Annotated in this window: 9 protein-coding genes; 6 read left to right on the top strand and 3 right to left on the bottom strand. The window is 71.0% G+C overall.

The features are described from left to right. Nucleotide 1: 1 nt before the first annotated feature. A complete protein-coding gene (locus tag ABH925_RS16720; RefSeq protein ID WP_370148643.1) occupies nt 2-796 on the bottom strand; it encodes a DUF4389 domain-containing protein in 795 nt (264 codons plus the stop codon). A gap of 191 nt (nt 797-987) precedes the next feature. Here ABH925_RS16720 and ABH925_RS16715 point away from each other — a divergent pair, with 191 nt between their 5' ends. Continuing rightward, nucleotides 988-2634 carry a glycosyltransferase family 39 protein gene (locus ABH925_RS16715; protein ID WP_370148641.1) on the top strand — a complete coding sequence of 549 codons (1647 nt, stop codon included), beginning with the start codon at nt 988-990 and terminating at the stop codon, nt 2632-2634. Between the two features lie 195 nt (nt 2635-2829). Continuing rightward, complete coding sequence (locus ABH925_RS16710; RefSeq protein WP_370148639.1) at nt 2830-5142, top strand: family 20 glycosylhydrolase; 2313 nt, start codon at nt 2830-2832, stop codon at nt 5140-5142. 114 nt (nt 5143-5256) lie between these two features. On the opposite strand, the gene ABH925_RS16705 is transcribed toward ABH925_RS16710, so the two are convergent. Further along, nucleotides 5257-5595: an RNA polymerase-binding protein RbpA gene (locus ABH925_RS16705; protein WP_370148638.1), complete on the bottom strand. Its 339-nt coding sequence runs from the start codon at nt 5593-5595 to the stop codon at nt 5257-5259. 396 nt (nt 5596-5991) lie between these two features. On the opposite strand from ABH925_RS16705, the gene ABH925_RS16700 reads away from it, so the two are divergent. The 3 genes from ABH925_RS16700 to ABH925_RS16690 all read left to right on the top strand — a co-directional run bounded on the left by ABH925_RS16700 (nt 5992) and on the right by ABH925_RS16690 (nt 9956). After that, nucleotides 5992-7464, top strand: coding sequence for a glutamate synthase subunit beta (locus ABH925_RS16700; RefSeq protein ID WP_370148636.1), 1473 nt, complete (start codon nt 5992-5994; stop codon nt 7462-7464). Between the two features lie 258 nt (nt 7465-7722). Beyond that, nucleotides 7723-8868 (top strand): hypothetical protein, encoded by a 1146-nt coding sequence (locus ABH925_RS16695; protein ID WP_370148634.1) that lies wholly within the window; start codon nt 7723-7725, stop codon nt 8866-8868. A 362-nt stretch (nt 8869-9230) separates the two neighbouring features. Then, a complete protein-coding gene (locus tag ABH925_RS16690; RefSeq protein WP_370148633.1) occupies nt 9231-9956 on the top strand; it encodes a C40 family peptidase in 726 nt (241 codons plus the stop codon). Between the two features lie 45 nt (nt 9957-10001). Here ABH925_RS16690 and ABH925_RS16685 read toward each other — a convergent pair whose 3' ends face one another. Continuing rightward, complete coding sequence (locus ABH925_RS16685; RefSeq protein WP_370148631.1) at nt 10002-10394, bottom strand: ArsR/SmtB family transcription factor; 393 nt, start codon at nt 10392-10394, stop codon at nt 10002-10004. A gap of 404 nt (nt 10395-10798) precedes the next feature. Here ABH925_RS16685 and ABH925_RS16680 point away from each other — a divergent pair. Then, a partial coding sequence (locus ABH925_RS16680; protein WP_370148629.1) for a hypothetical protein occupies nt 10799-11784 on the top strand: 986 nt, incomplete at its 3' end.

The following is an 11784-nucleotide window of genomic DNA, read 5'->3' as shown; positions in this document are numbered from 1 at the left end:
GTCAGCGTCGTGGGGCCGAGCCCTGGGAGTAGCTGTTCGTGATGGTCGGGTTGCCGTTGTCCGTCTGGACGAAGGAGGACACGGTGCCGCTCGCCAGGCCGAGGATCAGAAAGAGCACCACCAGCAGCTGCGCCCCGCCGGACAGCTGCAACGGACGCGACGCCGACCGGTGCTCCGGCAGCGCCAGGGCCTCGTCGCCGAAGAGACGCTTGGGGTACGCCGCCGTCAGCAGCGAGGAGTACGCCGAGAACCGCATCGCGAAGCGCGCCGTCGCGGCGGTCGCCTGGAAGAGCGGGAGCGGCATGCGGCCCAGCACCAGGGTGATCACCCAGGTGATGAAGCTGAAGGCGTACCAGCCCGAGGTCACCAGGCTCTGCACGATCGCCGCCGGGATCATCAGGATCAACCGGAACAGCACCGCCAGCCGGTTCAGCTCCCCCTGGTGCACCTCGACCTGCACCGGATACTCCGGAGCGTCGAAGCCGAACGGCGGATAGCGGTCCACCAGCAGCATGGCGTACGAGTGCACCCGCGTCTCGTAGACCAGCAGGCCCGCCAGGTAGCCGTGGACGGGACCGGGCAGCCGCCCGAGGACCAGCGCCGCGAACCAGCCGAAGATCACCGCGAAGCAGCCGACGATACTCAGCACCGTCAGCACGATCAGCTGGGGGATCACCAGCAGCCAGCGCAGCAGCACGGTCCAGCGGCGTTGCGCGCCCGGCTCCGGGAGGTCCATCTCGGGCACGAGCTCGGTACCCGGCGTCAGCCGCGGGTCCGCCCATGTCTGGTCCACCATCACTGGCTCCTGTCGTCCGCGACGCCCGCGCGGCGTGGTCAGGGCCAACGTATCCGGGGTGCCCGGTGGGCGCGCGGCGGACTGCGCCGCAGGAGCGACACCCACGGCGCGCGAGCCCTTCGCATGCGCACCGCCGGGCATGCGAACCGCGTGAATCGAATACTCAGACGAGACTGAGACACTCGCTCGCCATGGACGCCATTCCCCTCCCGGACCACCGGACCGCTGATCGTTCCGCCCGGGTCGGCGCGCTGCGCGGCCGGCCGGGTCCGATCGCCGTCGGCGGGACCGCCGACCCGTCGCACGACGATGCGGCGATACCCGCGGCCGCCGGGACGCGGGCCCGGATCGGTCGTACGGCGGCCATCGCGCTCCCCCCGGCCGCGCTGGCGCTCGCGCTGGGCCTGTGGGGCATCCGGCGCGGCGACAGCCTCTGGCTGGACGAGGCCGTCAGCTACGAGGTGGCACATCGCGGCACCGCCCAGATCTGGCAGCTGGTCCACCAGGTCGACGCCGTCCACACGCTCTACTACCTGGGACTGCACCTGCTGTTCACGGTGTTCGGCGGCGGGCTGATCACGCTGAGGCTGCCCTCGGTCCTCGGGGTGGCAGCGGCGGCGGCAGGCGTCGCCCTGCTCGGCCGCCGGCTCGCCACCCCGCGCGCCGGACTCGCCGCGGGACTCGTCTTCCCCGTCTTCCCCTCGATCCAGCTGTACGCCCAGGACGGCCGCTCCTACGGGATGATCTGCGCCGGGGTGGCCGCCTCGGCGCTGCTTCTGCTGCGCGCCCTGGACCGCCCGGGCGCCGCACGCTGGGCCGCCTACGCAGGCGTCACCCTGCTGACCTGCCTGCTGCACGAGTACGTGGTCCTGGCCGTGGCGGCCCAGGGCATCAGCCTGCTGCGGGTACGGGGGCGGCGCGGCCTCCCGTGGGGCTGGGTCTGCGCCGTCGCGGCCGTGGGACTCGGCCTCGTCCCCCTGGCCCTGCTCAGTTCCACCCAGTCCGGCCAGATCACCTGGATACTGCCGCCCCGTACCGGCACGGTCCTGTTCGCGGTGGGCATCAGCGCGCTCGGCCTGCTGTGCGCGATCCTCGCACCCACGCCCCGGGTCGGCCGAACCGCCCGCACGCCGCGCACCGACCGCACGCCTCGCACCGGCCGCACGCCGCGCACCGGTGGCGGGATGACCCTGCGGGCGCTCGCACTGCCCCTGCTGCTGTTCCCGCAGGCCGTGCTGTTCCTCGTCACCGTGGTCCACCCGGTGTACGTCGACCGCTACGTCCTCTTCGAGTACCTCGGCCTCGCCCTGCTGATCGGAGCCGCGCTCGACCGGCTCGGCAGCTCCGTTCCACGCCTCGGCTGGCGGGTGCTGCTGGTCGTCCCGGCGGCGCTGCTGCTCCTGCTGCCGGTCGAGCTGAAGTGGCGCACCCCGCAGGCCTGGCCGGACGACCTCGCCGCGGCGGCCCGCGCGGTCCACGGCTACGCCACCCCCGGAGCGGGCGTGCTCTTCCTGACACTCGAACGCAGGCAGTCCGAGTTGTCCTACCCCGGCGACTACGCCGGACTGACCGACCTCGCGCTGTCCGGGGACGTCGCCGACTCCGGCACGCTCGGCGGGATCGAGAAGTCCCCGCAGGACATCCGCGCCGCCATGCTGCGTACCGCCAGGATCATCACCGTCCGGACCGCCGGCGGCGCGCTGCCGAGCGCCAGCCGGCAGGACGCCACGAAGCAGGCCGTCCTGGCCGCCGACTTCCAGGTCTGCGCCCGCACCGCCGTCCGCGGACTGGTGGTGACCTCCTACGCCCGGCCCGGTCACTGCCGGACCGTCGGCTAGGTTCCGCGCGGCCGACTCCGGTCCCGACCTGGAGCCCGGGGCCTTCGCCGGGCATGTTGTCCAGACCAATCTGGGCGAAGCCCTTGCGCCTGCACGTCGGTTGCTCAATATTGTCCGCTAGTCCTAGTGATCGAGCAGAAGCGAACAGGCGTCGATCATCGTCGAGCACCACTCCCTCCAAGGACCGGGCAGGCCATGCGATTCATCAGACTCCTCGTCGCCGCGGCACTCTTAGCCGCGGCCGCTCCACTCGCCACCACCGCGTCCCCGGCGTCGGCCGCAGCCGCCGCGCCCGCACCGCAGACCGTTCCGGCGCTGCAGAAGTGGACCGCCGGGACCGGATCGTTCACCTTCGGGACGGCGAGTCGGGTCGTCGTCGATCCGGCCTACAGCGCGCAGGTCTCGGGCGACGCGAAGACCTTCGCCGCCGACCTGACGGCGCTGGAAGGACGCACCGTCGCCGTCGTCCAGGGCACCCCGGGCCCCGGTGACATCGCCCTGACGCTGGGGGCGACCTCCCTGCCGTCCGAGGGCTACCAGATGACGGTCGGCGCAGCCGTCACCATCGCCGGCGCCACCTCCACCGGTGAGTTCTGGGGAACCCGGACCGTGCTCCAACTGCTCCACCAGAGCCCGACGATCGCGGCCGGGACGGCCCAGGACTGGCCGGTCAAGGCCGAACGCGGGCTGATGATCGACACCGGGCGGAACTTCTTCCCCACCGACTGGGTCGAGAACCAGATCCGCGACATGTCCTACCTCAAGGAGAACTACTTCCACCTGCACCTGTCGGACACCTTCGGGTTCCGGCTGGAGAGCACCACCCATCCCGAGATCACCTCGCCGCAGCACTACACCAAGCAGGACATCGCCGCCATCATCGCGCTGGGCAACGCCTACCACGTCACGATCGTGCCGGAGATCGACATGCCCGGGCACATGGACGCGATCCTGACCGCGCACCCCGAGCTGAAGCTGCACCTGCCCGACGGCAGCACACCCGACTCCAGCGACATCGACCTGTCGAACCCGGCGTCCTACACCCTGATGAAAGACCTGATCACCGAGTACCTGCCGCTGTTCACGTCCTCGCCGTACTGGCACCTCGGCGCCGACGAGTACGGCGCGGACTACAGCTCCTACCCGCAGCTGCTCGCCTACGCCCGACAGCACTACGGCGCCAACGCCACCGCCAAGGACACCTACTACGGCTTCGTCAACTGGGCCGACAGCATCGTCCGGGCCGGCGGCAAGACCATGCGGATGTGGAACGACGGGATCAAGTCCGGCGACGGCACCATCACTCCCAACGCCGACATCACGGTCGAGTACTGGTACAACTACGGCCTCACCCCGCAACAGCTCATCGACGCCGGCCACACGGTCGCGAACGAGTCGTGGACGCCCACGTACTACGTCTACGGCGGCGCCAAGCCGGACACCACGTGGATGTACGAGTCGTGGAACCCCGACCTGTTCCAGGGCTCCACCACGATCAACGACGCCTCCAGGAACCTCGGGTCCGTCATCCACGTCTGGTGCGACCAGCCGACCGCCGAGACCGTGGACCAGACCGCCGCGAACCTGAAGTACCCGCTGCGCGACCTGGCGCAGATGACCTGGGGCTCCCCCAAGCCCGTCGCCACCTACGCCGCCTTCGTCCCGATCATGGACGCCGTCGGGCGCAACCCGCTGTGGCCCACGCCGGTCATCCCCGGCGACCTGGCGCAGGGCAGGCCCACCACCGCCTCCAGCGTCGAGACCCCGGACTTCCCCCCGGGCAACGCCACCGACGGCAACCCCACCACCCGCTGGTCCAGCCTCTACACCGACCCCACCTGGCTCCAGGTGGACCTCGGCTCGGTCCAGACCGTCAACCGCGTCGTACTGGCCTGGGAGGCGGCCTACGGCAAGGACTACCAGATCCAGATGTCCGACGACGGCTCCACCTGGACCACCCTCTACACCAGGACCAACGGCACCGGAGGCACCGAGACACTCACCGGCTTCACCGGAACCGGCCGCTACATCCGCATGTACGGCACCCAGCGCGGCACGTCCTGGGGCTACTCGCTCTACGAGTTCGAGGTCTTCCACGACCTGAACGGCGCGCACACGCTGACCACCTCCGGCCAGGCCCTGGACGACCCCGCCTCCTCCACCACGGCCGGCACCCAGCTCATCACCTGGGGCCTGCACGGCGGCGCCAACCAGCAGTGGACGTTCACCGAGCAGGCCGACGGCTCCTACACCCTGGTCAACCAGGCCTCAGGGCTGTGCGCCGACGTCAGCGGCGGATCCACCGCGGCCGGCGCCCAGGTCATCCAGTGGACCTGCACCGGTAACAGCAACCAGCACTGGACCCTCACCGCGCTGGCGGGCGGCGGCTACGCCATCGCCTCCCTCAACAGCGGCCTGCTGCTCAGCACCGCCTCGACGGGCAACGGCGCCCTGGTCACCCAGCAGCCCGACACCGGCTCCGCCCTCCAGCACTGGACCATCACCTGACACCCACTCACCCACAGGCGGCACGTTGACGTGGTCGCCCCCGATCCTGGGGGCGACCACGGTGGCAGCCGTCAGCGGCGGGGCCGCGGCGCGGCCGTCCCGGTGCGGCGTCGGTCAGATGGTTCCGCGCAGCTTGGCGAGTGCCTCGTTGAGCAGGATCTCGCCCTCCTCCTGGGTGCGGCGCTGCCGCACGTAGCCCAGGTGGGTCATGTAGGGGGTGCTGGTGACGGCGCCCGGCACGTTGTCGGGGTCGGGCCCGGCGGGCAGTCCGCACTTCGGGCAGTCCCACACCTCCGGGATCGCCGCGCCGACCGCGAACCTGGGCTCGGTGTGGTGGCCGTTGCCGCACCAGAACGACACCGCCGTGCGAGGTGCGAGGTCACCGCGCTCCGACTCCCCCATCGGGCCCGACCCGATCCGGGCGCCTCTGATACCGGTACGTCCCTGTGCCATGTTCATCTCCTCGGCCATGATGTCCACGCCTCAGATGTGCATGGGAACGCCCAGCGTACGGCCACCCGCCACGGAAGCAAACGGCGCCCCGGTGGTAGAGGGGCGTCCGGGGTCGGAGCACCTGCTTGTTTCAGACAGGTGCACGGCGCCGCGGATCACCGTGCAGACCAGGTGGAGGCCCTGCCGTCTCCGCAGCCTGGGCACAGGACCGGACGCAAACGTATCGTGGTAGCCAGGGAGCGGGGCGCCGGTGACGTCGCGATTCCCGCTCCGCCACCGCTACGACGGACGTGCCCGCGCAGCCACGGGCCACCCTCCACTTCGTGACCGCCACCTTCGTGACCGCCACCTTCAGGACCGACACCTTCAGGACCGACAGGGCAATCGGAGCCCGCCATGGCAGACCCATGGGGCTTTCTCAGAAGTCCACGCCGCAACTGGCCGCTGCGCCCGGTCCCGGAACGGCTCCGGGACTGGCGGGACGTGCACGCGCCGCACGGACTGCTGCCGATCATCAGCGAGCAGGCGGGACGCTGCATGGACTGCGGCATTCCGTTCTGCCACAGCAGCTGCCCGCTGGGCAATCTCATCCCCGAGTGGAACATGCTGGTCTCGTTGGAGGACTGGGCGGCGGCGAGCGAGCGCCTGCACGCGACCAACAACTTCCCCGAGTTCACGGGTCTGACCTGCCCCGCTCCGTGCGAGAACGGCTGTGTGCTGGCCATCAACGCGGATCCGGTGGCGATCAAGAACGTGGAGGCGGCCATCGCCGAGTACGCCTGGGCCCACGACTGGGTGCAGCCGGTGCCGCCGGACCGTCTCTCGGGCCGGACGGTGGCGGTGATCGGCTCCGGGCCCGCCGGGCTGGCCTGCGCGCAGCAGCTCACCCGGGCCGGGCACACCGTCGCGGTGTACGAGCGCGACGACCGGCCGGGCGGGCTGCTGCGCTACGGCATCCCCGCGTTCAAGCTGGAGAAACACCACGTGGACCGCCGCATCGCCCAGATGCGGGCGGAGGGGACGATCTTCCGTACCGGCGTCGCGGTCGGGGCCGACGTGGACGCCGGGCGGTTGCTGGCCCGCTACGACGCGATGGTGATCGCGGTCGGGGCCACCACCCCCCGCGAGCTTCCGGTGCCCGGGCGCGAACTGGCCGGCATCCACCAGGCCATGGAGTTCCTGCCACTGGCCAACCGGGTCCAGGAGGGCGACTACGCCGAGCCGCCGCTCAGTGCGCGCGGCAGGCGTGTGGTGATCGTCGGCGGCGGCGACACCGGCGCCGACTGCCTCGGGACGGTGCTGCGGCAGCGGGCGGCCTCCGTGGTGCAACTCGACATCAGACCGCAACCGGGCGAGCAGCGTTCGCCCGAGGAGCCCTGGCCCACCTATCCGCGCATCCATCGGGTCTCCCCGGCGCACGAGGAGAGCCGCGCCGGGGACGACCGGGACGTACGCGTCTTCGCTGCCTCGACCCTGCGGTTCGAGGGCGACGGCGAAGGCCGCGTCCAGGCGCTGCACCTGGCCGACGCCGACGGGGAGACCCGCAGCGCGCTCCCGGGGACCGAGCGGGTGATCCCGGCGGAGATGGTCCTGCTGGCGCTGGGCTTCTCCGGCCCGGAGCGGGACAGCGGGCTGATGGAGCAACTCGGACTCGGGCTCACCCGCACCGGCGCGTTCACCCGCGACCCGGATTTCGCCTGCGACGTGCCGGGCGTCTTTGTCGCGGGCGACGCGGGCCGGGGCCAGTCGGTGATCGTCTGGGCGATCGCCGAGGGCCGCTCGGCGGCCGCCGCCGTCGACCGCTACCTGTCCGGTGCCACCGCGTTGCCCGCACCGGTTCGCGCCACGGACCGCATGCTCGCGCTCTGACCACTGCACTCTGAACCACTGCACTCTGAACCACTGCGCGCCGAGCACCGAATGCCCTCGCGCGGCGCCGCAGTTGCGCCGGATTCCCAGGAGTGGTCAACAGGGCGACCAGACAAGCACAGACGGAACCCGGGGCGGCGCCGCAGCAATCCTCCGTCCCACGGGCGAATGAAAATTCAGCAGGCGGGAACGCAACTCTGATCAGTTGTGCGTACTATCGCGGAACACAACTTTTTCGATGATGGGTAAGGCGAGCTCATGGAATCACCAATCACCAAGCTTGAGTCGGTGGTCGCGGGCATTCGCGGCTACCTCAGCGAACAATTGAGCCAGCTGGACGGCGAACTCCAGGCGGCCCGAGTCGAGGTGGCGGAACTCACCACACAACTCGCCTCCCGGCACGAGGCCATCGAGATGCTGATGGCGAGCCGTCAACTTCTGGCGGCAAAACTCAGTGAGCTCGACGAGGCGGTGACGGAATCCGCAGCCGTTCCGCAGACTCGCGCGCCGCGCAAGGCCGTTCAAGCGCCGGTCGCCACCGGGACGGCCCCGACCGAGCCGGTCGAGGCCGCGGAGCAGAAAGTCGCCGACGCATCGGAGCCGGCACCGCCGCGAGAGCTGAACGCACGTCAGCGTGAGGTCCTGGGCTACCTGGAGGCGACCTCCGGGGTGCACACGGTCGCGGAGATCGTCGAGGGCGTGAACGGCCCGGGCGCCGACAACGCCGCGGTCCAGTCCGTCCGTCGTGCCCTGGCCGTGCTCACCGAGGCGGGCCTCGCGGCGAAGTCGGTTCAGTCCGGCACGGCCTTCTACGGCGCCACCGCTCCCACGCCGCAGGGCCCCGCGGCCGCCAAGAAGACGAAGTCCGTGAAGGGCACTGCCAAACGGGCTGCTTCGAAGCGGTCTGCGACCCGCTCCGCGCCCATCGCGACCGTGACCGCTCCCGCCGACGCCCCGGCCCCGGCCCCCGCCGACGCCGAGGTCGACGCGGCGGCCGCCGCCGGCGCCATCGTCGCCGACAGCGTGGTCGCTGCCGAAGAGGCGGCGGCACCCCGGAAGCGCACCCGCAAGGCCGTCGACACGAAGGCGACCGCGCAGAAGCCGGCACCGGCGTCCGCGAGCAAGCGCCCCGCCGCCAAACGGCGCACCGCCAAGGAATCCGCAGCCACGCCGGCCGACAAGTCGGTGCGCGCGGACCGCACGAAGATCACGGCACTGCTCCAGGCCGCGCAGGAACCCCAGTCGGCCGCCGATGTGTCGCGCGCGGTGATGGGCTCGGAGTGGAAGTCCTCCGACGCGACCAACTTCCGCAACGTTCTCAAGAGCATGGTGGCGGCGGGCATCGTCACCGAGCACCTCGGAGCGGACAACCGTGCCCGCTACACCGCGGCCGCCGGCGCATAACCGGAAGGGCACCCGGGACGTCATCAGGCGTCCCGGGAGAAACGGGCGACAACAGGCTGAGAGGCCCGCCGAGCCGGAATGGATCCGGCCTTGCGGGCCTCCGCCGTTTCGCCCATGCCGTCCGTCCCGGTGCCGCTCCCGGGTGAGCGGTCAGCGGGTCGGCAGGTAGGAGAAGGGCGGCCGGGACGGCCTCAAGCCCCCAGGAGCAACAGCGCGCCCCCGGCGACGGAGGGCCGATCGAATGAAGCCGCTGCGCCGGCCGGAGGACTCCGGCGGTGCGTGTCCCGGACGGCGCCCGCCGGGCCTGCGAAGGTCTGCCGGGAACGGACGTCGACGCTGTCATCCTGAAGGCGAGTACCCGGATGTCCCTGCAGTCCCGCAAGGCAGTGCCGCCCGCCGTCGGCGGTGGGGAGGCAGCAGGCCGCCCGCGGCGGCCATGGGCCGCCCGGTCCGCCGCCGTCGGCATCGTGGCGCTGTCGCTGCTGCTCGTGCCGACCGGCGCGGTGCACGCGGATGCCCGGCCCCTGCCCTGTCCGGTTCGGCTCCAGACTCCTGACGATTCGCTCGCGTCCGTGTCCGCCCTCTGGAGCGGTGCGGGCCGAACGTGCGTGGCCGATGCTCTGGAGCGCGTCCGGGGTCAGGCGGTTGCCGCCATGGCACTCACCACCCTGGGGACGCCCTACTCCTGGGGCGGCGGTGACACCCATGGGCCGACCGTCGGGTTCTGCGACCAGGACAACGGCTACCTCGACGGAGTGTGCCAGGCCGACCACACCGTCGGCTTCGACTGCAGCGGCCTCGCGCTGTACTCCTGGTACCAGGCCACCGGCGGGGCCGTGAGTCTGCCTCACTACAGCGTCCGCCAACGGGACTCGGGACGGCACCTGGAGACGGACGAGCTGATCCCCGGCGACCTGCTGTTCTTCGCCGAACCCGGCGGACCGATCCACCACGTCGGCATCTACCTGGGCGGTGGCGCGATGATCCACGCGGAGCACACCGGCACCGTCGTCCGCGTCCTCAACGACGTCTTCCACGACCCGTTCTGGGGACCGCGCTTCGTGGGCGCCACCCGCCCCGCGCCCTGACCCTCCCCCGGCCACGCGACGGCGCGGGCCCGGAGCCCGCCTGCCTCAGCTCCGGCCGGCGGGTGGCGCGGCGGATGCCTCCGCGGGGCCGAGGGTGGCCATCGCGAGCAGGGGGTCGAGGGCACGGTCGGTGAGCCGGTAGCGGATCACACGCCCGTCACGCGTACCGGTGACCGTCCCCGAGGCCCGGAGCAACCGCAGGACCTGGGAGACGGCGGTGGCGTTCATGCCGGTGGCCAGGGCGAGATCGGTGACGCTGATGGGACCCGCGTGGCCGACGCAGAGCAGGATCGCGAGCCGGTGCGGGTCGCCGAGCAACGAAAAGCGCGCTGACCAGGCGGCGAGGTGTTCGGGAGTGCCGAGAGCCTCGATGGCCTGGCAGGCGCGATGGTCGTCGATCGAGGGCTGGTGGGCCCGCGCGGGAGGCACGAGGTGCATGGGATCACTCTCGCACACCGCCTGAACACCTTGTCAGGTGCGCAGGCGCACAGGCGACGTACAGGACTGGTCGACCATCATATCGGGCCGAGTGTGCCGGCTCGAAGACTACGCGCGTCGACGCCTTCGACGTGCCGCTATCGACCAGATAGTAAGATCGTTGATCTTTTCTACCCAAAACGGACCTGATGGGTGTATTGACGCATGTACACGCCCCTGCTTCTCTAGCTTGCAGCACGCACCACACTCGGTGGTGACAGCCACTCAGATTCGTTCACCGTCACAGCAGGCGCAGCCCTGCATTCTTTCGGTTGATGCGTGCACGACATATCTGAAGACACTTCGCCTCCGGTTCCGCTTCCCGGGCAGCCCGCGGGCCGCCCACGAGAGAGGATCCCCACACCATGGGCATACCCCTTCGTCGCAGAACGGCGCGAGCGGCCTTCACCGGCCTCGCGTCGCTCTCCCTGGCCGGTGTGGCAGCGCTCGGTATGGCTGCCCCACCGGCTTCCGCTGCTGCGTCACCGGCGGCCAACCCGTACAGCCCGGCCTATCAGCACTCCTACCGGCACGGTGTCCTCCCGACGCTCTCGCAGAACTCCAAGATGGACTCCTGGGCCGCCTCGCACGCCTCCTCGCAGGCTGCCACCGGTCCGGAGACGCTGTCCTACGGCGGCGGCACCAACGGTGTCGGCGTCCTGGACGGCCACGCCAAGGTCTACCTGGTGTTCTACGGCAACCAGTGGGGCTCGCAGAGCACCAACGGCAGCGGTGACGCGACTTTCTCCAACGACGCGGACGGCGGTGCGCCGGTCGCCCAGGAGATGTTCAAGGGCATCGGCACCGGCAACGAGCTGTGGTCGGCCGACCTGACCCAGTGGTGCGACGGCAACGGCGTGGCCACCGGCGCCGTCAGCTGCCCCGCCTCCGGCGCCAGCTACGTCCCCTACCAGAGCGGCGGCGTGCTCTCCGGCGTCTGGTACGACAACTCGGCCGCCTCGCCCAGCGCCTCCACCGGCCACCAGCTCGGCCAGGAGGCCGTCAACGCGGCCGGCCACTTCGGCAACACCACCGCCGCGGCCAACCGCGACGCCTACTACGTGATCCTGTCGCCCACCGGCACCAACCCGGACAACTACCAGGGCCAGTACTGCGCCTGGCACGACTACACCGGCGACAGCTCGCTGACCGGCGGCGCGGTGAGTTCGCCCTACGGCGATGTGGCCTTCTCCAACCAGCCCTACAACATGGACTCCGGCTCCGGCTGCGGCGTCGGCTTCGTCAACTCCCCCGGGACCCTTGACGGCTGGACCATGACCCTCGGCCACGAGTGGCACGAGACCATGTCCGACCAGTTCCCGGCGGGCGGCTGGACCAACAACACCGGCAG

It is taken from the genome of Streptacidiphilus sp. EB129 (assembly GCF_041262645.1).
GTDB lineage: Bacteria > Actinomycetota > Actinomycetes > Streptomycetales > Streptomycetaceae > Streptacidiphilus.
The sequence above is the reverse complement of the archived record's forward strand: the minus strand, read 5'-3'. Positions and strand labels throughout refer to the sequence as shown.

Excerpts from the sequence above, each read along its gene's own strand:
- ABH925_RS16705 (WP_370148638.1), bottom strand. The coding sequence starts at position 5,595 with ATGGCACAGGGACGTACCGGTATCAGAGGCGCCCGGATCGGGTCGGGC.
- ABH925_RS16695 (WP_370148634.1), top strand. The coding sequence starts at position 7,723 with ATGGAATCACCAATCACCAAGCTTGAGTCGGTGGTCGCGGGCATTCGC.
- ABH925_RS16710 (WP_370148639.1), top strand. The coding sequence starts at position 2,830 with ATGCGATTCATCAGACTCCTCGTCGCCGCGGCACTCTTAGCCGCGGCC.
- ABH925_RS16690 (WP_370148633.1), top strand. The coding sequence starts at position 9,231 with ATGTCCCTGCAGTCCCGCAAGGCAGTGCCGCCCGCCGTCGGCGGTGGG.
- ABH925_RS16700 (WP_370148636.1), top strand. The coding sequence starts at position 5,992 with ATGGCAGACCCATGGGGCTTTCTCAGAAGTCCACGCCGCAACTGGCCG.
- ABH925_RS16715 (WP_370148641.1), top strand. The coding sequence starts at position 988 with ATGGACGCCATTCCCCTCCCGGACCACCGGACCGCTGATCGTTCCGCC.
- ABH925_RS16720 (WP_370148643.1), bottom strand. The coding sequence starts at position 796 with ATGGTGGACCAGACATGGGCGGACCCGCGGCTGACGCCGGGTACCGAG.
- ABH925_RS16685 (WP_370148631.1), bottom strand. The coding sequence starts at position 10,394 with ATGCACCTCGTGCCTCCCGCGCGGGCCCACCAGCCCTCGATCGACGAC.